This window comes from Mucilaginibacter sp., from assembly GCF_965225845.1.
Lineage (GTDB): Bacteria > Bacteroidota > Bacteroidia > Sphingobacteriales > Sphingobacteriaceae > Mucilaginibacter.
In genome coordinates this window covers 309,228-329,051 of sequence record NZ_CBDDBL010000002.1, presented here as the reverse complement: position 1 = coordinate 329,051, position 19,824 = coordinate 309,228, and the positions used below count along the sequence as shown (strand labels likewise).

Annotated in this window: 23 protein-coding genes; 1 reads left to right on the top strand and 22 read right to left on the bottom strand. The window is 41.1% G+C overall.

Annotated features, from left to right (window positions below):
* Positions 1-2 precede the first annotated feature (2 nt).
* The 22 genes from nuoL to ACYZ0U_RS05155 all read right to left on the bottom strand — a co-directional run bounded on the left by nuoL (position 3) and on the right by ACYZ0U_RS05155 (position 18,314).
* Complete coding sequence (gene nuoL, locus ACYZ0U_RS05260) at positions 3-1,907, bottom strand: NADH-quinone oxidoreductase subunit L (RefSeq protein ID WP_461450566.1); 1,905 nt, start codon at positions 1,905-1,907, stop codon at positions 3-5.
* 60 nt (positions 1,908-1,967) lie between these two features.
* Positions 1,968-2,297, bottom strand: coding sequence for an NADH-quinone oxidoreductase subunit NuoK (nuoK, locus tag ACYZ0U_RS05255; protein WP_461450564.1), 330 nt, complete (start codon positions 2,295-2,297; stop codon positions 1,968-1,970).
* Positions 2,297-2,800 (bottom strand): NADH-quinone oxidoreductase subunit J family protein, encoded by a 504-nt coding sequence (locus ACYZ0U_RS05250; RefSeq protein WP_461450562.1) that lies wholly within the window; start codon positions 2,798-2,800, stop codon positions 2,297-2,299. The genes nuoK and ACYZ0U_RS05250 overlap by 1 nt, the downstream gene beginning before the upstream one ends.
* 59 nt (positions 2,801-2,859) lie before the next feature.
* Positions 2,860-3,357 carry a NuoI/complex I 23 kDa subunit family protein gene (locus tag ACYZ0U_RS05245; protein WP_461450560.1) on the bottom strand — a complete coding sequence of 166 codons (498 nt, stop codon included), beginning with the start codon at positions 3,355-3,357 and terminating at the stop codon, positions 2,860-2,862.
* Positions 3,358-3,370: 13 nt separating this feature from the next.
* Positions 3,371-4,399 (bottom strand): NADH-quinone oxidoreductase subunit NuoH, encoded by a 1,029-nt coding sequence (gene nuoH, locus ACYZ0U_RS05240; RefSeq protein ID WP_461450558.1) that lies wholly within the window; start codon positions 4,397-4,399, stop codon positions 3,371-3,373.
* Entirely contained in the window at positions 4,399-5,397 is a 999-nt protein-coding gene (locus tag ACYZ0U_RS05235) for an NADH-quinone oxidoreductase subunit G (RefSeq protein ID WP_461450556.1), read from the bottom strand. Before ACYZ0U_RS05235 ends, nuoH begins: the two co-directional genes overlap by 1 nt.
* Before the next feature lie 34 nt (positions 5,398-5,431).
* Complete coding sequence (locus ACYZ0U_RS05230) at positions 5,432-5,674, bottom strand: four helix bundle protein (protein ID WP_461453686.1); 243 nt, start codon at positions 5,672-5,674, stop codon at positions 5,432-5,434.
* A 164-nt stretch (positions 5,675-5,838) separates the two neighbouring features.
* A complete protein-coding gene (gene nuoF, locus ACYZ0U_RS05225; RefSeq protein WP_461450554.1) occupies positions 5,839-7,200 on the bottom strand; it encodes an NADH-quinone oxidoreductase subunit NuoF in 1,362 nt (453 codons plus the stop codon).
* Between the two features lie 186 nt (positions 7,201-7,386).
* Entirely contained in the window at positions 7,387-7,914 is a 528-nt protein-coding gene (locus tag ACYZ0U_RS05220; RefSeq protein ID WP_461450552.1) for an NADH-quinone oxidoreductase subunit NuoE family protein, read from the bottom strand.
* Complete coding sequence (locus tag ACYZ0U_RS05215) at positions 7,907-9,118, bottom strand: NADH-quinone oxidoreductase subunit D (RefSeq protein WP_461450550.1); 1,212 nt, start codon at positions 9,116-9,118, stop codon at positions 7,907-7,909. The genes ACYZ0U_RS05220 and ACYZ0U_RS05215 overlap by 8 nt, the downstream gene beginning before the upstream one ends.
* A 3-nt stretch (positions 9,119-9,121) precedes the next feature.
* A complete protein-coding gene (locus tag ACYZ0U_RS05210; RefSeq protein WP_461450548.1) occupies positions 9,122-9,625 on the bottom strand; it encodes an NADH-quinone oxidoreductase subunit C in 504 nt (167 codons plus the stop codon).
* The gene (locus ACYZ0U_RS05205; RefSeq protein ID WP_461450546.1) at positions 9,625-10,167 is read right to left on the bottom strand and encodes an NADH-quinone oxidoreductase subunit B; all 543 of its coding nucleotides are present in this window, start codon (positions 10,165-10,167) and stop codon (positions 9,625-9,627) included. The genes ACYZ0U_RS05210 and ACYZ0U_RS05205 overlap by 1 nt, the downstream gene beginning before the upstream one ends.
* Positions 10,168-10,283: 116 nt before the next feature.
* Entirely contained in the window at positions 10,284-10,655 is a 372-nt protein-coding gene (locus ACYZ0U_RS05200) for an NADH-quinone oxidoreductase subunit A (protein ID WP_461450544.1), read from the bottom strand.
* Positions 10,656-10,730: 75 nt separating this feature from the next.
* A complete protein-coding gene (locus ACYZ0U_RS05195) occupies positions 10,731-12,419 on the bottom strand; it encodes a tetratricopeptide repeat protein (RefSeq protein ID WP_461450542.1) in 1,689 nt (562 codons plus the stop codon).
* A gap of 26 nt (positions 12,420-12,445) precedes the next feature.
* Positions 12,446-13,357 (bottom strand): PstS family phosphate ABC transporter substrate-binding protein, encoded by a 912-nt coding sequence (locus ACYZ0U_RS05190; RefSeq protein ID WP_461450540.1) that lies wholly within the window; start codon positions 13,355-13,357, stop codon positions 12,446-12,448.
* Entirely contained in the window at positions 13,350-13,580 is a 231-nt protein-coding gene (locus ACYZ0U_RS05185; RefSeq protein ID WP_461450538.1) for a hypothetical protein, read from the bottom strand. The genes ACYZ0U_RS05190 and ACYZ0U_RS05185 overlap by 8 nt, the downstream gene beginning before the upstream one ends.
* A 4-nt stretch (positions 13,581-13,584) precedes the next feature.
* The gene (locus ACYZ0U_RS05180) at positions 13,585-14,415 is read right to left on the bottom strand and encodes an energy transducer TonB (protein ID WP_461450536.1); all 831 of its coding nucleotides are present in this window, start codon (positions 14,413-14,415) and stop codon (positions 13,585-13,587) included.
* Between the two features lie 30 nt (positions 14,416-14,445).
* A complete protein-coding gene (locus ACYZ0U_RS05175; protein ID WP_461450534.1) occupies positions 14,446-14,982 on the bottom strand; it encodes an ExbD/TolR family protein in 537 nt (178 codons plus the stop codon).
* Between the two features lie 3 nt (positions 14,983-14,985).
* Positions 14,986-15,594: a biopolymer transporter ExbD gene (locus tag ACYZ0U_RS05170; RefSeq protein ID WP_461450532.1), complete on the bottom strand. Its 609-nt coding sequence runs from the start codon at positions 15,592-15,594 to the stop codon at positions 14,986-14,988.
* Between the two features lie 91 nt (positions 15,595-15,685).
* Entirely contained in the window at positions 15,686-16,522 is an 837-nt protein-coding gene (locus ACYZ0U_RS05165; protein ID WP_461450530.1) for a MotA/TolQ/ExbB proton channel family protein, read from the bottom strand.
* 495 nt (positions 16,523-17,017) lie between these two features.
* A complete protein-coding gene (locus tag ACYZ0U_RS05160) occupies positions 17,018-17,356 on the bottom strand; it encodes a translation initiation factor (protein ID WP_461450528.1) in 339 nt (112 codons plus the stop codon).
* A 67-nt stretch (positions 17,357-17,423) separates the two neighbouring features.
* The gene (locus tag ACYZ0U_RS05155) at positions 17,424-18,314 is read right to left on the bottom strand and encodes a diacylglycerol/lipid kinase family protein (RefSeq protein ID WP_461450526.1); all 891 of its coding nucleotides are present in this window, start codon (positions 18,312-18,314) and stop codon (positions 17,424-17,426) included.
* A 224-nt stretch (positions 18,315-18,538) separates the two neighbouring features.
* On the opposite strand from ACYZ0U_RS05155, the gene metK reads away from it, so the two are divergent.
* Positions 18,539-19,789 (top strand): methionine adenosyltransferase, encoded by a 1,251-nt coding sequence (metK, locus tag ACYZ0U_RS05150; protein ID WP_461450524.1) that lies wholly within the window; start codon positions 18,539-18,541, stop codon positions 19,787-19,789.
* Positions 19,790-19,824 lie beyond the last annotated feature (35 nt).

The window sequence follows — 19,824 nt, the reverse complement described above, 5'->3', positions numbered from 1 at the left end:
GTTTATATTTTAACAAAACTATACACTAACACTGCTATTATGCCTATCACCATCATAAAAATGTAGAAACCCACATTTCCTGTTTGTAATAAACGCAACCCTTTACTGGCCTCAACCGGAGAATCAGCTATGCCATTTACTAACCCGTCAATACCCATCTTATCAATCACATTATAACCAAAGCGGGACAACGCATCCAATGGTTTTCGGATAATGGTATCATAGATCTCATCCACATAAAACTTGTGATATGAAAGGTTGACCAAAAAGCTACGTTCTTCAGTATCCGATACCGGAACTTCTGCATTTTTAATGTATTTGATATAAGCATAAATAAAGGCCAATACCGCTGACCCTACTGATACACACATCAAAATCATTTCCGTGCTACCCTTCATTTCAGCTATTGGTGCAATAGCAATCGAATATTTGAAGATTGGTGCAAGGTAATTTGCCAGCCAGTGACTACCACCCAATGATTCCGGTACGTTTAAAAAACCACCTACTATAGATAATATAGCTAATACGATTAGTGGAATAGTCATGCTTGGAGGCGACTCATGTAAATGATGCTCCTGATCATGTGTACCACGGAACTTACCATAGAAAGTAAGGAACAATAAGCGGAACATGTAAAATGAAGTGAACATAGCCGCTATTACACCCAATATATACATGATAGGGCTTTGCGCAAACGTATGTGCCAGAATCTCATCTTTAGAAAAGAAACCTGCAAACGGCGGTATACCTGATATAGCTAATGTACCGATCAGCATAGTGATGAATGTAACCGGAAGTTTACCTCTTAACCCTCCCATTTTACGCATATCCTGCTCATTGCTCATGCCATGGATCACAGAACCTGCACCCAGGAATAATAATGCTTTGAAGAAAGCATGCGTCATTACGTGAAAGAATGCACCTGTGTAAGCGCCAACGCCCAAACCTAAAAACATATAACCCAGTTGCGATACGGTTGAATATGCCAGTACTTTTTTTATGTCAGTTTGTGTTAAGGCGATCAGTGCAGCGAAAATGGCTGTTGCCAAACCGATGATAGCAATAACATGCATGGTATCCGGAGCAAGCGTAAACAGAATATTTGAACGCGCGATCATATAGATACCTGCCGTAACCATTGTTGCAGCGTGTATCAAAGCCGATACCGGAGTTGGTCCGGCCATCGCATCCGGTAACCAGGTGAACAATGGTATCTGTGCCGACTTACCTGTAGCGCCTACAAATAATAGAATAGTTATCAAAACAAATGGCGCTGATCCTGCATGTAGCATAGCTACTTTAGGAAAGATATCTGCAAAAGCAAAACTACCGAAATATTGGTTGATCATATATATACCGATCAGGAAACCTAAATCACCTATACGGTTCATGATGAATGCTTTTTTAGCGGCATCAGCATAGCTCGGGTTAGTAAACCAGTAACCGATCAATAAGTATGAGCATAAGCCTACGCCTTCCCAACCAATAAACATTATTACATAGTTTGAGCCTAATACCAGTAATAGCATAAAGAATACAAACAAATTAAGGTAAGCGAAGAACTTGCCAAAACCTTCATCCAAATGCATGTAACCGATAGAGTATAAATGGATCAGGAAACCTATCCCGGTAATGATGAGCAACATTAATGAGCTAAGCTGATCGATCAGGAATGCAAATGGTATATGTACTTTACCGGCATCAATCCAGTTAAAATAAGTAACGTTTATAGCTGCGCCTGTTGATTTGATCTGCAAAAATGCCGCAACACTCAATCCAAAAGCAACCAACACTAAAAAACTGCCTATAAAGCCTATCAGTTTTTCTGAGAATGCTTTACGGCCAATGCCATTAATAATAAAACCGGCTAAGGGTAGTACAGGAATAAGCCAGATGTATTTGTCCATTTCTATATTTTATTTCTTTTTACAAATCCGAAATCGAAAATTCGAAATCTGAAATTTATTTTACCACTTCAACCTGTTCAACACGTTAATATCAACAGAGTTGGTGTTGCGGTATATCATCACAATGATAGCCAGTCCCACAGCAACTTCGGCCGCGGCTAATGCCATAATAAAAAACACGAATACTTGTCCGGATGCATCACCATGGTAAACTGAGAAAGCAGTTAGCAATAAGTTAACTGCATTCAACATTAACTCTACCGACATGAAAATGATGATAGCATTACGGCGAAGCAATACACCCATAACGCCTATCGAAAAAATGATAGTACACAATAAAATGTAATGATTAAGCGGTACTGATTTTATGGTGTTGGTTAAACTTTCCATTACAATGATTTTGATTGAGGGTCCTTAGTTGCTAACAAAACCGCCCCAACCATTGCTGATAACAGCAGCAGCGAGGAAATTTCAAATGGCAATAAAAATTCGTTGAATAATACTTTACCTAAGTTTTGTACCAATCCTAATCCCGGGTCTTTCAGCAAAACCGGACTTGCAACGCCAACCTGTTTTAAGCAGCCTACCAGCACAACCAATAAACAACCACCGCCTAATACAGCCGCAATTTTTACGATGTTTGATTTTACCGGCTCCGAATCCTTATTAAGGTTAATGAGCATAAGCGTGTACAGGAACAATACCAAAATGGCACCCATGTATACAATAAAGTTTACTATAGCCAAAAACTGGGCGTTTAGTAAAATGTAGTGTATAGTGAAAGTGAAAAATGTGAGTACAAGGTAAAGTATGCTATGCACCGGATTTTTTGCAGTTATAACCAGTATTGCGAAGAATATGGACAAAAACGCGATGAAGTAAAATGTATTCATGTTTATATTTACAAAATACCTATGCTCTTGAAAAGGTTGGGCAAAGGTATAAAACTTCTTTATTGATTTAAGGGTGCCTCTACTAATTTGTCTTTACCATAAATAAAATCCTTACGCAGGTAGTCAGCCGGTACAATATCGCCATCTAAATAGATCGCTTCTTTAGGGCAAGCCTCCTCGCACAATCCGCAAAAAATGCAACGCAGCATATTTATTTCGTAAACAGCAGCGTATTTTTCTTCGCGGTATAAATGCTCTTCACCTTTTTGGCGCTCAGCGGCAGTCATGGTGATGGCTTCCGCAGGGCATGATAATGCGCACAGGCCGCAAGCAGTGCAGCGCTCTTTACCATTCTCATCGCGTTTAAGCGAGTGCATGCCACGGAAATTTTCAGAGAACTCGCGTTTTTCTTCAGGATAGCTGATCGTAACCGGCTTTTTGAAGAAGTGCTTCATGGTAATTGACAAGCCACTAACAATAGCAGGCAAGTAGGCTCGCTCCCAAAAATTGAGCGGCTTTGATTCAATTAACTTTCTTTTATTACTTAATGATTCCATTATCCCTCTAATCTTATAAATAAGTGCTGATAACAGCCGTTAACACAATATTGGCAATTGCCAAAGGTATCAATACTTTCCAGCCCAGGTCCATCAGCTGATCGTAGCGAAAACGCGGGATTGTCCAGCGCACCCACATAAAGAAAAAGATGAACAAGAATACTTTCGCAAACATGATCACCAAACCTATTATAGGCGCAATGGTGGTGCCTGCATGTGCCAGCATCCAATCCATACCCGGGTAGTTGTAGCCGCCCCAATAAAGCGTAACCATAACTGCCGATGAAACAAACATGTTGATATATTCAGCAAAAAGGTAAAAACCTAATTTCATTGAGGAATACTCAGTATGGTAACCGCCTACTAACTCAGTTTCGCACTCCGGTAAGTCGAATGGCGTACGGTTAGTTTCCGCAAAAGCACAAACGATAAATAACAGGAAGCCTAAAGGCTGGCGTAAAATATTCCAGTGCCATTCATGCTGTTGCTCAGCAATTTGGCGCAGGCTTAAAGTTCCTGTCAACATTAACAAAGCGATGATTGAAAGCCCCATTGAAATTTCGTAGCTGATGTTTTGTGATGCAGCACGAATAGCACCCAATAAAGAGTATTTATTATTTGATGCCCAGCCACCGATCATCACACCGTAAACACCTAAGGATACTACACCAAAGATGTATAAAACACCTACGTTAATATCGGCAACCTGTAGGTCAATTACATGCGATCCTATAGTTAATCGTTGTCCCCACGGAATAACTGCAGAACCGATACAAGCCGTAAGAATAGCTAATGACGGGCCAACAATAAACAGGAAAGCGCTGGCGTTTGTCGGGATAATCTCTTCTTTCAAAAACATCTTCGCGCCATCGCATAAAGGCTGTAATATACCCCATGGACCGGCACGGTTAGGGCCAACCCTATCCTGGAAAAATGCCGCTATTTTACGCTCGGCATAGGTAGAATACATGGCTACTACAAGGCTGATAGCGAAAATGATCACTACCAAAACTAATTTTATGATAATATCTGCTAATTCCATTATAAGCGTGTCTCCCGTTCAAATTGTTCCTGGTTCGCCTCTATCAATACCGGGTTGGTTTTAACAACCGGCAGCGGCTTTAGTGTATCGTAATGGTTTGAGCTGATAACCGAGTGGTTTGACACTTTACGCGGGCCTTCAATAACCCAATCAGCTGTTTTCTTTTTGTCGAAACGGCACTCGTTGCAAATAAAGTCCTCTACCTCTCCGTATACATCTTTACGTGCGGTTACACGTAAAACGTCTTCGCCTTTGTACCAAAGGGTTACTTTGCCTTTGCAGTTTTCGTGGCTGCAATCGCGGTGTGCCTCAACCGGCTTGGTAAACCACACGCGGTTTTTAAAGCGGAACGTTTTATCAGTTAAGGCGCCTACCGGGCAAACATCAATTACGTTTCCGGAGAAATCGTTATCAACTGCTTTTTGTATGTAGGTAGATATTTCAGAATGATCGCCACGGTTTAAGATACCGTGCTCGCGGTGGTTAGTGATCTGGTCGGCAGTAAAAACACAACGGTAGCAAAGGATGCAACGTGTCATGTGCAACTGGATCTTATCACCAATATCTATCTTATCAAATGTACGGCGGTCAAATTCATAGCGAGTTTTAGCAGCACCGTGCTCATACCCTAAGTTTTGCAGGTCGCACTCACCGGCCTGGTCGCAAATAGGGCAATCCAGCGGGTGGTTGATCAATAACATCTCTACAATACCCTTACGCGCTTCAATAACTTCCGGCGAAGTAATGTTTTGCACTTCCATTCCATCCATCACTGCGGTACGGCAAGATGCAACCAGTTTAGGCATAGGGCGCGGGTCTTTTTCAGAACCTTTGCTTACTTTAACCAAACAGGTACGGCATTTACCACCACTGCCTTCTAATTTAGAATAATAGCACATAGCAGGCGGTACAATATCGCCCCCAATGATCCTTGCGGCATTTAGGATGGATGTTCCTGCTTCTACTTCAACAGATATTCCGTCTATGGTAACCTTCATTTAAATTCAAAATTAAAAATTCAAAAGTCAAAATTTACTTTTGCAAATTGATAATTATCGAAGCGATGATCTTTGATAACTCATCAGCTTCTTTTATCAACTCATTTATTTTATCTTTTTCGATATTGCTATCTATTGTATCTCTTATCAAACAGAGCAAGTATTTAGATTCGTTTGCAGACTTTAAGGATATTGTATAAAAGTTCCTAAAATCCTTTGTCGAACTACCCGACTTTGCCTCTATTATGTTGGCTCCAATTGAGGTGCCGCTTCTTATTTTAGTTGATCAAATATTGAAAAGCAAATTCTTTTAATTTTGGCAGCTGATATAAATTGAACGATCTCTTTTGAGAATTGATAACATCTGTGCTTGATGTCATAAGGCTTTTCGTTCAAGTTTCGCTGTTTTTTATTTTTGAATTTTGACTTTTTAATTTTGACTTACTGCGCCGTTTCAACCTTTGGTAACGGATCAGCGTAATGCGCTATCCCGTAATTCTTTGTCGTTGCTTCAGCGCCGTTTGTTACGTGCCATTCAAACTCATCCCTAAAGTGGCGGATCGCGCTGGCTACAGGCCATGCTGCCGCGTCACCAAGCGGACAAATTGTATTTCCTTCGATCTTTTTAGATACATCAACCAGCAGGTCCATGTCGCTCATTTTACCATGGCCATGTTCCAGGCGATGTAATACTTTTTCCATCCATCCGGTACCTTCACGGCATGGCGAACATTGTCCGCAGCTTTCATGGTGATAGAAACGGGCGAAGTTCCAGGTATTGCGCACGATACATTGATCTTCGTCAAAAGCGATAAAACCACCTGAACCCATCATGGTACCGCTTACAAAACCACCTTCAGCTAATGATTCATAGCTCATCAGGCGTGGTTCGCCGGTTATGGTTTTCATGAATAAGTTAGCCGGTAAGATCGGAACTGATGAACCGCCTGCAACAACCGCTTTCAAACGTTTGCCATTGGCAATTCCACCACAATATTCTTCGCTATATAAAAAGTCTTCAACCGGCAAACCTAAGTCAATTTCATAAACACCCGGATTTTTAACATTACCACCGGCAGAGATCAGTTTAGTACCTGTACTGCGGCCAATACCAACTTTAGCGTACTCTTCTCCCCCTTCGTTGATAATCGGTACCACTGCCGCAATCGACTCTACGTTGTTTACCACCGTAGGGCAGCCATACAAACCGGCAATAGCCGGGAATGGCGGTTTAATGCGCGGGTTTCCACGTTTACCTTCCAGTGATTCTAACAAAGCGGTTTCTTCTCCGCAGATGTAAGCGCCACCACCCGGTTGTACATATAGCTCCAGGTCATAACCTGTGCCTAAAATATTTTTTCCTAAAAATCCTTTATTTTTTGCTTCCGCGATGGCACGTTCCAGTATACGGATCTGCGGCATCATTTCACCACGAACGTAGATGTAGGAAGTTTTTGCGCCTAAAGCGTAGCTGGCAACAATCATCCCCTCAATTAATAAATGAGGGATATGCGTCATCAAATAACGATCCTTAAAAGTTCCGGGCTCTGACTCATCGGCATTACAAACCAGGTAACGGGCAACACCTTCCGGCTTAGCCAAAAAGCTCCACTTCATCCCGGTAGGGAAACCTGCACCACCACGGCCACGCAAGCCTGATTTCTTTACCTCTTCAACCACATCGTCGGACGACATAGTTTTCAACGCTTTTTCAACAGCAGCATAACCTCCCTTTTGGCGATAAACCTCAAAGGTGTTAATGCCGGGTACGTTTATATGTTCTAAAAGTAGTTTTCGTCCCATTGCTATTAATATATCTTTTTTGTGTGCTTGTAATGGCTAATATGCCTTACAATACAGCTTGCACATGCTATTGCTATTAACGGTATTAAAATTGTACCGTGTTTTTTTATTTCATCAGTGGCCAATATCAATACTACAACTAAAACCAAAACAACATCTGTAATAATTAAAGTCGAGCTATTCATATCAGTTCCCGGCTTGTACTTTAAGATCAGCGATCAACTGGTCAACCGACTGGTTGGTTAATTTTTCATAAAAAGTATATTTAGGGCCTATTTGCAATACCGGGCCGTAACCACAGGCTGCCAAACACTCTACCCCCCTCCAGCTGAATAATCCGTCAGGTGTAACATCACCTTCCTTAACACCCAGCTTCTCTTCTAAATGATCCATTATTTTCTCAGCGCCAACTAAACAGCAAGGGCCGGTACGGCAAACCTCCAGTACATATTTGCCTTGCGGGCGCATAAAGTACATGCTGTAAAAAGTAGCCACTTCGTAAACTTCAATGTCCTGTATTTTCAGATAGTCCGCAACTTTGTCCATTGCAGGGGCACTTACCCAGCCAAATTCGGCTTGAACCAGGTGCAAAATCGGCAATAATGCCGATTTCTGTTTTCCTTCGGGATAACGGCTAACTATATCATCAAACTTGGCTACAAGCTCCGGTGAAAACTCTACCGGGATCGCTTCTGAATTGTCAACTCTAAGCATCTAATTCTCCGGCTATAACGTTTAAACTACTCATGTTAATAATCGCGTCAGACAATAACATCCCGCGGCTCATAGGCGCATACATCTGGTAGTTAATGAAACTCGGCCTGCGGAAGTGCAGGCGGTATGGCGAACGGCCACCATCATTAACCAAATAAAAACCTAATTCGCCATTGGCACCTTCAACCGAGTGGTATACTTCGGTGTTCGGGGTATCTATTTCGCCCATCACTATTTTAAAGTGGTAGATGAGGGCTTCCATATTATTGTAAACTTCTTCTTTTGGGGGCAGATAAAACTCAGGTACATCCGCATGAAAGATATCTGTTGGTTCTTTCTCCAATTTGGCTAAAGCCTGCTCTATCAGGCGAAGGCTTTGCCACATTTCTTCGTTACGAACCAGGAAACGCGCATACACGTCGCCATTCTCGCCAACAGGTACTTCAAAATCAAAATCTTCGTATGATGAATAAGGGTTCATCGCCCTCACATCATAATCAACACCAGCTGCACGCAATAAAGGGCCGCTCCAGCTATAAGCCAAAGCTTCTTCCGCGGTAACTGCCGCAACGCCTTTGGTACGGTCAACAAATATGCGGTTACGGTTAAACAATGCCTCAAATTCCCTTAACGTTACCGGGAAATCTTTTAAGAATTTACGCAGTTTGTTAAAAGCTATGGTATTAAAGTTACGCTCGAAACCACCTATACGGCCAATGTTGGTCGTAAGGCGCGAGCCGCAAACCTCTTCGTAAATCTCATAAATAGCCTCGCGGTGTTCCATCATATAAAGGAAACCTGTGAAAGCGCCGGTATCAACACCCAATACACCGTTACAAACAATATGATCGGCTATACGGGCAAGTTCCATTACAATTACACGCAGGTAATCAACACGCTTTGGCGTTTCGATACCTAACAGCTTTTCAACCGTCATGTGCCAGCCCATGTTGTTGATGGGTGATGAACAGTAGTTTAAACGATCAGTTAATGGAGTGATCTGGTAAAAAGGGCGGTGTTCGGCAATTTTTTCAAAAGCACGGTGTATGTAACCAATGGTTGATACCCCGCTTATGATCCTTTCACCATCCAGCTGCAGCACGTTTTGAAAAACGCCGTGCGTAGCAGGGTGCGTTGGCCCTAAGTTAAGGGTTGAGGGCGCGGTTTGCGGATCGTTATCTGTATATACCGGGTGGTTCTGCATATGCTATCTTCCGAAAAAATAATCTTTTTTATCAACACGGTTAGGGTCTTCCAACGGATATTCTCTGCGCATCGGAAAAACCGTCATGTCGTCAACATTTAAAATCCTGCGTAAATCCGGGTGACCATCGAATATCACGCCGAAAAAGTCATACGTTTCGCGCTCCATCCAGTTAGCACCATGCCAAACTGTTGTTGCAGTTGGGATGTGGTAATCTTCGGCAGGCAAGAAAACTTTAATGCGGATACGCACATTATTTACCAGGCTATGCAGGTGATAAATAACCCCTATAGGATTTTCCTGCTCCGGATAATGAATTGCTGTTATATCTGTTAAATAAATGAACTGTAATACAGAATCATTTTTTAAATATTCTAAAATAGAGATAATGTTATCGCGGCCGGTTTCAATGGTTAACAAACCATAAGGCTCGCCAACAACGGTAAATTGCTGATCGAACTTATCGCTGATCTTTTTTAAAAGCTCTTCGTTAGTGATCTTACCCATTACTGAATTCCGTATGAAGCTAATAATTTCTGGTACTCCGGCGTATTACGGCGGCGTAGCGATTCTGTTTTAACTAATTGCTGTATGCCCATAAAACCGTCGATGATGGCTTCGGGGCGTGGCGGGCAGCCGGGAACATAAACGTCAACCGGGATAACCTCATCAATACCTTGCAGCACTGAGTAAGTATCAAAAATACCACCGCTCGACGCACAAGCGCCAACAGCCATTACCCAGCGTGGCTCAGCCATTTGCAAATACACCTGCCGAAGTACAGGACCCATCTTTTTAGAAATGGTACCCATAACCATCAACAAGTCGGCCTGGCGTGGAGAAAAACTCAAACGCTCGGCACCAAACCTCGACAAATCATAATGAGACGCCATAGTGGCCATAAACTCGATGCCACAGCATGAAGTAGCGAATGGCAGTGGCCATAACGAGTTTGAACGTGCTAAACCTATTGCTTTATCAAGCGAAGTAGCAAAAAACCCAGCACCTTCTACACCAGGAGGAGCTTCAACTAACTGAATATCACTCATGAAATTTATAATACAAAAACCTATCCAAATGTGGAAAGGATAAGCAAATTTACAATATTTAAAGCTGTATTTAGTACACTATCATAGCGATAGAATATATTTAGAATTATTCTAAATTAATCCCAATCTAATGCGCCTTTTTTGATGATGTAGATGAAACCCAACAGCAATGTTGCCATAAAGATGAACATCTCTATCATACCGCTGCCACCTAATGCCTTAAAATTCACAGCCCATGGATACATGAAGATAACCTCAACATCAAACAGCACAAAAAGTATCGCTACCAGGAAGTATTTAATAGATATAGGTGTACGCGCGTTACCAACAACTTCAATCCCTGATTCAAAAGGGGTCAGTTTATCTTTGGTTTCGCGTTTTGGGCCAATCTTATGCGTTACAAACATGGTGGTAACCACAAAACCAACGGCTACTACCATTTGAAAAATGATTGGTAAATAATTTACCGGTAAACTTTGTACTTCCATGCTGCAAATATACTAATGGACAGTAAATAAAAAAGCCTCATTTTCATGAGGCTTTTTTATTTATAATCTGTTTAATTATTTTTTCCGTTTCATGTAATCCAATGCCTGGGCGTTGGTTGGGTCATTGGCCAGTGCTTTTTGATAATTATCGGTAGCCTGGGCCATATCTTTTACTTTATACTCGTAATAAGTACCTAAATAATCATAAGCTATGGCAAGGTTCTTTTTATCACCATCGGTTATTGATGGCTTTGAAGTAGTTATCTTAATAAAATCCTCATAAAAAGGTTTTGCTAAACCTTTAATGTTATTACGGTCTGCATCTTTAGCATCAGCAACATATGCTCTGTACAATGCTGCAATTGCTACAGGTGTTGTGGCTTTTTGCTGAATTTTACTAAATGCTGAATCTGCCTTAGTTAATAAGGCGGTATCAGGTGTTGTTTTAGCAGCAGGATAAATATAAGCAAAGTAGTAACCGCTTCCTTCGCGGAAATAATCGTTCAAGGTTGCTTTATTTGATTTTGATATGTATAAAGCATACTCATCACCAGCCTGTTTGTACTTTTTATCGGTATATTCTGCTTTGGCTATTTCAGCTAATACATCAGTTTGTGTACTATCTAATTTATAAGCTTTTTCCAGGTTCATCATGCCAATTGAATCCTGGCCCGAAGCGATTTGCAAATGGCCTAAGTACAAATAATCGGCGGGAATAATACGTTTAGGATCAGCTTTGGTCATCCAGGTATTCATTGCTGTTAAACCGGCAGCATAATCCTTGTTCTCATAAGCAGCATAACCCAAATAACGATAAATCCTCAAGTTGGTATTTGCTGATTTTGACAGATCTGTAGCAACTTGCTGCAGTATTTTATAATCCGCAGGATCATGGGCAGAGATCAGGAAATCCGCATAGCGCATTTGTGACTCAACTGACATATCAGTTAAGCTTAAATATTTTTGATAATGTTCAACAGCTTCCTGTCTTTTAGCTGCTTGTGACGCATCGTTATTTGACCAGCGCAAGTCTGTTTCAGCCCACTCACGGTAAGCCGGGCCATAATTAGGATCGATCGCGATTGCTGCCTGAAAACTCTGTTCAGCATTAGTGTAGTTATTTGAATATTTTGATATTACACCTAAAGCAACATCAGCTGCTGCAGATTTCGGATCAATGTCCAGTGCGCTTGAAAAGTCAGAGTAGGCATTGCTATTATCTAATTGTGATAAATAAGCAGCGCCCCTGGCTAATAAAAGGTCAGTACTTTTAGGATTGATCGCTAAACCTTTTGTAGTGATATCAACCGCTGCTTTTTCATCAGCAGGTTGCACAGGTGCACCACTTGGTGAAAGCAAATATGCTCTGCCAATGTACACATATGGTTCCACGTCTTTTTTTCCTGCAAAAGCTAATGATTGATTAAAATCTGATGTAGCTGTAGTTCTGTCTTTATCAACAAATGCTACAGCGCCTAAACCAACGTAATTTAATGATGATTTAGGATTAACAGCAACACCTTTGTTGAACCAAAGTTTAGCCGAATCCGGTTCGTCTTGTTGTAAATATACCCAACCCAGGTAAAAATAATCTTCATCTTTTGTTGGCTGTGTAACCGTAAGGTTTTTCAGCATTGATTTTGCTTTAGAATATTGCTCGGCACCAATCGCTTTTTTAGCATCGTCAAGGCTCTGTGCTTTGGCTGCAGAACCCGCGAATAACAATCCTAATGCTGCCGCAGCTACTTTACTGGAAATTTTCATTTGGAATTAATTATATTTAGAATTTGTTAGTTAGTTGTATGTTTTATTTCAATCTCCCTGCCCGGCATTGTGCTTGGCAACAGGCCCGAGGTTAAAACTATCCTTTGCCCTCTGTCGCTGGTTAAAAACAGTTCGAAACCAGTGCCTAATCCTTGCCTGCCTGTGCAGTTTATAATATATAAATCTCTTTTTAACGGATATTGCCCCAATGACAATGTTTCCTGGGACGGTGTATAATACCCATTCGCATATTTTTGATTAGCTTCATCTTTAACACCAACAATTTTAATATTGTTTACGGCATCCGCATAATCTTTATCAGGATCATCCAGCCAGTTAAACCCAACAAACCCAATCGCGTCCGGATGAGTACTAACGTATCTTATCACTTCTTTATTTGATTTGAGTGCAAAAATGTTGCTTAGTTTAAAGTCGCTAACACCCGATAATGTTTTTAAATATCTAACCAAACTTGAATTTGGGTTATCAAATACAATATTCTTAGCTGATTTTGCCTGCCCGTTTAGCATTTTCTTAATCGCATCAACGGTAATAGTAGTATCATTTGATGCTTTGTTTACAATTACAGCAACTGCATCTACCGCAAAACGGGCTATGTCAGGCGATAAATTTTTAGTTTTTAAAACTTTAAGCTCGCTGCTATCTAAAGTGCGCGACAGAATTGCTACCCGAACACTATCCTGCAGCAACATATTTACAACCATGTTTTCAGGTTTATAAACAAGCTCGGGTTTGGCCTTGGGGTCTAAGGCTTTAAAAATATAATTCTCAGCATCAACAATCGGTTGAAACGACTCATCTGCTGCAAATTTTGCACTCCCCTCAGAAATAGTATCATTATAGGAAACAGGCTTCTGCTTGCATGCCTGTAATGTTATTATGAAGAGAGCGAAACCTGCTATTTTTAATTTATTCATCTTGAGGTTGCTTTTTAAAAATGCGGAAGGACCTATAAATACCATAAGCCACTAATAAGCCTCCAACGGCCATGCGTTGTGTTGTACCCATGTTAAGCTCAAGATTATTGTTAAACATAATCATTAAACCAAAAATGGTAACACATAATAATGTAGCGACGCCTAAAATGAGCAAAAACCGCCTTGTGAGCGATTTTTGCTTATCATGTAAATTTGATGACATGTTTTTACTGATCCGCGTCTGCAAGTGAGAAAGCAAACGATATTGTAAATTGAACACGTACCTTTTGACCATTTTGTACACCTGGTTTCCAGGCTGGTGAGGATTTTACTGCCGCAACAGCTGCATCTTCCATACTTTGATCCGGCCCGCGTAGTGCTTTAACGTCAGTTAAACTACCGTCTCTTTCAACTACAAACGTAACAATTACTCTACCAGAGGTTCCGTTCTCCCTGTCAACCGCCGGGAATTTTACTGCTTTAGCAAGATAAGCGTTAAAGCCTGCCTGCCCGCCGTTTTTAAATTCCGGCTCCTGCTCTACCGCTGCAAACACTGTATTAGGGTCAGCTTCGGTAACTTTAGCGTCGCTATTTCCAACCGGAGCATCAATGTTAACATCAGCGTTCGGGTTACCTTTTTGGGTGGTTGGCCCCGGGTCAGCTTTAGCTAATTCCGTAACTGTCGGAGGTGGTTCTTTCACCTGGTTATCCGGTTTTACTACCGGAGGAGGGAATTTCACCTGGTCAACCTTCGGTTTTGGTGGTTCCGGAGGTGGGGGAGGTGGTTTTTTGGCCGGGTCAACGGGTGGCGGCGGTAAAAGTTTTACATCCGTAAGCTTCACTACAGGAGCTGCTTTAGGGATGAACCCTTCAATGGCGTTAACAATTGTATTTATAGATATAACAAATATAAATACTGCTGAGCCAATGATTAGGGCAAGATTGGTGGTTTTCGAGTTATGTTGTCTTAATTCGTAAGCGCCATATTCTTTATTGCGCCCCTTAAAGATAACATCGGTCCAATCCTTTTTAAAAATATCTAATTTAGATCCTAACATTTTTTTAAGGCTTTAATATTATTAATAATCCTATTTAAATAATCCGTCCCTTTTTAACAGTCCAAGTTCAACAGGCGTAATATCAACTATCGCGCGTTGTTCAATTCCGGTTATATTCAGTTCGTCCATTACGGAAACCATATTTTTATAGGTGCTTTGCGCGCTTGGTTTAATAACAACAATCATAGGCTCGCCACCATGGCTTGCTTTGATAGCTGTATTTTGATCAACCAATACTTTACGCAGATCTTCTTTTCCGTATCCAATAACGGCAGGTTGTGTTTTACCTGGTTCACCTACAAACCATTCCAGTTTATCATTATCGCCTAATAAAAGGGTCATCGTTCTTGATTCCGGAACAGGTAGCTGGGTGTTTTTATCATCCTTATCAGGCATGACCAGTTCCAGTGCTTTCGGCTTGTTCAGGGTAGTAGTAAGGATGAAGAAGGTAATTAAAAGGAAAGCTAAATCCACCATGGCTGTTAAATCCACGCGTGTCGCTTTCTTTTTGGTTCTTACCTTGCCACCCTTATGCTTCCCCCCGCCGGAGGTATCTAATTCTGCCATTTCTTATTTCGATTTTAGGGCTGTTATCAAATTAAATCTGTTGACTTTTTGCTTTTGCAAGGTAGAAATTACTTTCTGTACAGTAGGGTATTCTTCCTGGCTGTTACCTCTGATTCCAATTTTCATTTCCTTGTTATGCAAATACTGATCGGCCAAACGTGCTGAGTGAACCCAGTCATACAATTCATTGGTAGCGGTTGTATCAACCGGTATACCTGGTTGCGCTATTGATGACCTTTGTTTAGCATCCATATCCAAAAAGCCTTTAAGCTGGTTGATTGGAACACCAAATGTTTCAACTCCGGAAAAAACGTTCTTTTCATCGGGTGTAAAAGCGATCTTATATTTATCGCCCATTATATCCAATGTTTTTTTACGTACATCATCACCTGAAATACCAAAGAAAACTTTTCCCTGGCCTATGCTGATGGTTGCAAAATCAACTTCGGGTATAGGGCCTATTACTACTGCGGCAGGGATCTGTGCTTTTGACGGATCGTCTGTTTTTGGTTTTGCTGATAAAATGAAAAAGGTAAGCAAAAGAAACGCCACGTCGCACATTGCTGTCATGTCAATTGCGGTGCTTTTCCTTGCGACTTTTACTCTGGGCATAATCTATTTTATTAAAATGAGTAAATCTGTTAATTCACTTATACACCGGCGGCAAATGTGGTCGCCGGTGTATTAAATAAATTGTACCTTTTTATTTTTTGTGTGATGCAGCAAATGTTTGCACAATGCTGAATCCTGTTTCGTCAATTGCGTAAGTCAGGTTATCGATTTTTGATGTAAATACGTTGTACATTACAATTGATAAAGCTGAAGTACTGATACCCAAAGCGGTGTTAACCAACGCTTCAGAGATAGCTGCTGATAACGCGCCTGTGTTAGTACCACCACCATTGCCCGCTAACTCAGCGAAGGCCTTGATCATACCGATTACTGTACCTAATAAACCGGTTAATGTACCGATAGATACCAAAGTAGCGATGATAGTTAAGTTTTGCTCTAACATTGGCATTTCTAAAGCAGTAGCTTCTTCAATGTCTTTTTGGATAGCTAATGATTTTTGATCAACTGTAAGATCTGATTCAACTTCCATTTCGCGGTATTTTTTCAAGCCGGCTTTAATTACATTGGCAACTGAACCTTTTTGTTTGTCGCACTCAGCAGAGGCTGCATCAATGTTACCTGCAGAAAGGAAACTTTGGATCTTTCTAACAAAGGTATCAATGCTGCTTGTACCGGTAGCTTTACCAATAACAATAAATCTTTCGATAGAGAATACGATAACCATTAATACGTATCCCATTACCAATGGTACTAATACACCACCTCTGTGTACGATACCGAACGGATCTGATGGTTCTCCATTTTGAACATCACCGCCTTTATAGTGGCTTGGATCAGCCAATATAAATAAGTAGATACATATTGACACTACTAAGCAGATCGGGATTGCCAAAGTGGCAAAGATGCTCGATGAGCTTGAGCTTTCTTTTTTTACAGGAGCGGTTGGTTTTGATGGTACATTTGCCATTACTTTAAATTTTTAGTTTTTAGTCAGTGTTTATATAAATATGTTAATTAAATGCATGTTTTAAAGCGGATAACAAAAATAGAATTTTAATGAAATAAAAAAACTTTTTCTGTAGCAAGCCGCAATTTTTATTGTTTTTAAAACCGGTGACACAATAATTGGTGGATGATAAACGCCCAAACCCAATAAATTGTATGTGCAACACGTATTTTTTACAATACAACCTATTTTTTTCAATATTAACAAAAAATAATTTAGAAAAAGCATGTAACTATCCTGATATGATTTCGTTTAAGCGTACAAAAGCCTGCATATAACGCTGCCAACGCCCATATTTACAGAATATTAAAGCCTTTTATATCTAGCCGTTTTATTTTTCGACGTATGTTTAATATTATTATATATAGCATTTTTCAGCCTATATAACGCAGGTATTGGCATGGAATTGTACCAATTTCATTAAAATTTCATCTTTTTTATTTAGCTAAAACGATGTTATCCGCCTGCTTTTTTTACTTTGTAGCCATCGGCTTGTAATAAAATTAAAATTTTATCCCTGAAATCTCCTTGTATCAGTATTTCGCCATCCTTAACCGAACCGCCTACACCGCACTTTGATTTTAGCTTTTTACCGATCTCTTCCAGGTCGGCATCCGGCCCCGCGAAACCACTCACCCGGCTAACCAGTTTACCACCGCCTTTTCTATCTAAATATATTTTAAGGTTTTGTTGTTGAGGAGGCAATGCTTCGTTTGAACCGTTATTTGCCTGCTGGTATTGAAAGTCAGGATCAGTTGAGTACATGATCCCGGTGTAATTATTTTTTTTAGACATAATGCTTGCGTTTAGATGTATGATCTGAACTTTTTTGAGAATGCAAGATAAAAAAAGCCGCTTATTATTACTTGCGCTTATAACTTTCGCCCGCGATAATTTTTAACGATGCAGGTACCACATTTATTTCAACATTGGCGGGTGCAATATTTGGTTCTCCATCCAAATGCATGGGGCCGGGGGTACCGCGGTTGATCTTTATTTTTTTACCACGAAATATCTCCACATATTTAGATTTATCGGATGTTTTGGTGAACATCCTGATACCCATTTCAATAAACCGCCACAAAGGAAAAGGTTTTATTATGCAAACATCTATCAAGCCGTCCTGAACCGATGCATCAGGCGACACATGTGCATTGTTACCATATTGGGATGAATTGGCAAAACTGAGCATAAATGCTTCGCGCTGGTAAAGCTTGCCGTCAATATCTATATCATAGGTATCAGCTTTATAATTTGAGATCTCATGAAATGCGGATTTTACATAAGTACTGAAGCCCCTTTTTTCCTCGTGCGAAAAAACCTCTGCTATATGGGCATCAAAACCCATGCCTGCCATATTAAAAAACCATTCGCCATTAGCGGTAGCCGCGTCAATGGCTTCTACATGCCAGTTGTTTAAATTCCTGATGGCTTCTTCGGTATCCATCGGTATGCCCAAAAACCGCGAAAGCCCGTTACCGGAACCATAAGGCAGGATACCCATCACAATATTGCTGCCCACAACGGCCGATGCGATCTCATTAACCGTACCATCGCCGCCAACAGCCACAACTAACTCATAAGTACCGACAGCCTGCTGTGCAAGCTCGTGCGCGTGCCTTATGCCATCACTATATATAATAGTACTCGCAAAAATCGCCTTATCCAGGTTTTTCTCAATCAGGTCCGGCACCCCGTCTTTGCTTTTCCCTCCTGATACCGGGTTAATTATAAATAAAGCTTTCCTTTTCAACTACATATATTTTGGTGGCGGCAAAAGTAAATGTATTTTCGGCTTTGTAAAAATTGTTTTATTTTTGCCACCCAACGGTGGACTGATTTAATGTCCCGAGCATATCGGGTCCGGATTGCAACCACGTAAAAAAGTGCTAAAACCATGCTTCTTTTTACTGCTATCCAGTTACATCCCTCCGCCCGGTATTTACGTTTATCTATTTTTTAAGTTATTTAAAATACATGCCATACTTATTCACTTCAGAATCCGTGTCGGAAGGGCACCCGGACAAAGTTGCCGACCAAATTTCGGACGCGCTTATTGATCAATTTTTAGCTTTCGACCCTGATTCAAAGGTTGCCTGCGAAACTTTAGTTACCACAGGCCAGGTTTTTTTGGCTGGTGAGGTAAAATCAAAAGCTTATTTAGATGTACAAAAAATTGCCCGCGAGGTGATCAACAAAATTGGTTATACCAAAGGCGAGTATATGTTTGATGGCAGCTCATGCGGTGTGCTTTCAGCCATCCACGAGCAATCACCGGATATTAACCAGGGTGTTGACCGCCAGGCTAAGGAAGAGCAAGGCGCAGGCGACCAGGGTATGATGTTTGGTTACGCTACCAGCGAAACCGATAACTACATGCCTTTGGCTTTGGATATTGCGCACGCTTTGTTAATTGAATTGGCTGCTATCCGGCGTGAGAACAGCGAGATCAAATATCTGCGCCCTGACGCTAAATCACAGGTTACTTTAGAGTATGATGATAACAATAAACCAACGCGAATTGATGCTATCGTTATATCAACCCAACATGATGATTTTGATGAGGAAAAAGCAATGCTTGCTAAGATCAGCAGCGACATTATCAGCATCCTGATCCCGCGTGTTAAAGCTAAATATCCTAAATACGCCCACTTTTTTAACAACGATATTAAATACCACATTAACCCAACCGGCAAGTTTGTTATCGGCGGGCCACATGGCGATACCGGCTTAACCGGCCGCAAGATCATTGTGGATACTTATGGCGGCAAAGGTGCGCATGGTGGTGGTGCATTCTCCGGTAAAGATCCATCAAAAGTTGACCGCTCGGCTGCTTATGCAACCCGCCACATCGCTAAAAACCTGGTAGCTGCCGGTGTTTGCGATGAGGTTTTGGTGCAGGTATCTTACGCTATCGGCGTTGCCCAGCCAATGGGTATTTATGTAAATACTTATGGTACAAGCAAAGTTGGTTTAAATGATGGCGAGATCGCTACAAAGGTTGAGTCTATCTTTAACATGACCCCATACGCTATTGAAACCCGTTTTAAACTGCGCAACCCAATATACAGTGAAACTGCTGCTTACGGCCACTTTGGCAAACCAAGCCAGTTTGTAACCAAAAGCTTTACCGCTCATGACGGGCACGTTATTACCAAGGAGGTGGAACTGTTTACCTGGGAAAAATTAGATTATGTGGATAAGGTAAAAGCAGCTTTTAGCTTGTAACACCCAGCCCCCTCTTAATCTCTCCCGTTTGGAAG

Coding starts and splice junctions, on each gene's coding strand:
- nuoL (WP_461450566.1), bottom strand. CDS start 1,907: ATGGACAAATACATCTGGCTTATTCCTGTACTACCCTTAGCCGGTTTT.
- nuoK (WP_461450564.1), bottom strand. CDS start 2,297: ATGGAAAGTTTAACCAACACCATAAAATCAGTACCGCTTAATCATTAC.
- ACYZ0U_RS05250 (WP_461450562.1), bottom strand. CDS start 2,800: ATGAATACATTTTACTTCATCGCGTTTTTGTCCATATTCTTCGCAATA.
- ACYZ0U_RS05245 (WP_461450560.1), bottom strand. CDS start 3,357: ATGGAATCATTAAGTAATAAAAGAAAGTTAATTGAATCAAAGCCGCTC.
- nuoH (WP_461450558.1), bottom strand. CDS start 4,399: ATGGAATTAGCAGATATTATCATAAAATTAGTTTTGGTAGTGATCATT.
- ACYZ0U_RS05235 (WP_461450556.1), bottom strand. CDS start 5,397: ATGAAGGTTACCATAGACGGAATATCTGTTGAAGTAGAAGCAGGAACA.
- nuoF (WP_461450554.1), bottom strand. CDS start 7,200: ATGGGACGAAAACTACTTTTAGAACATATAAACGTACCCGGCATTAAC.
- ACYZ0U_RS05220 (WP_461450552.1), bottom strand. CDS start 7,914: ATGCTTAGAGTTGACAATTCAGAAGCGATCCCGGTAGAGTTTTCACCG.
- ACYZ0U_RS05215 (WP_461450550.1), bottom strand. CDS start 9,118: ATGCAGAACCACCCGGTATATACAGATAACGATCCGCAAACCGCGCCC.
- ACYZ0U_RS05210 (WP_461450548.1), bottom strand. CDS start 9,625: ATGGGTAAGATCACTAACGAAGAGCTTTTAAAAAAGATCAGCGATAAG.
- ACYZ0U_RS05205 (WP_461450546.1), bottom strand. CDS start 10,167: ATGAGTGATATTCAGTTAGTTGAAGCTCCTCCTGGTGTAGAAGGTGCT.
- ACYZ0U_RS05200 (WP_461450544.1), bottom strand. CDS start 10,655: ATGGAAGTACAAAGTTTACCGGTAAATTATTTACCAATCATTTTTCAA.
- ACYZ0U_RS05195 (WP_461450542.1), bottom strand. CDS start 12,419: ATGAAAATTTCCAGTAAAGTAGCTGCGGCAGCATTAGGATTGTTATTC.
- ACYZ0U_RS05190 (WP_461450540.1), bottom strand. CDS start 13,357: ATGAATAAATTAAAAATAGCAGGTTTCGCTCTCTTCATAATAACATTA.
- ACYZ0U_RS05185 (WP_461450538.1), bottom strand. CDS start 13,580: ATGTCATCAAATTTACATGATAAGCAAAAATCGCTCACAAGGCGGTTT.
- ACYZ0U_RS05180 (WP_461450536.1), bottom strand. CDS start 14,415: ATGTTAGGATCTAAATTAGATATTTTTAAAAAGGATTGGACCGATGTT.
- ACYZ0U_RS05175 (WP_461450534.1), bottom strand. CDS start 14,982: ATGGCAGAATTAGATACCTCCGGCGGGGGGAAGCATAAGGGTGGCAAG.
- ACYZ0U_RS05170 (WP_461450532.1), bottom strand. CDS start 15,594: ATGCCCAGAGTAAAAGTCGCAAGGAAAAGCACCGCAATTGACATGACA.
- ACYZ0U_RS05165 (WP_461450530.1), bottom strand. CDS start 16,522: ATGGCAAATGTACCATCAAAACCAACCGCTCCTGTAAAAAAAGAAAGC.
- ACYZ0U_RS05160 (WP_461450528.1), bottom strand. CDS start 17,356: ATGTCTAAAAAAAATAATTACACCGGGATCATGTACTCAACTGATCCT.
- metK (WP_461450524.1), top strand. CDS start 18,539: ATGCCATACTTATTCACTTCAGAATCCGTGTCGGAAGGGCACCCGGAC.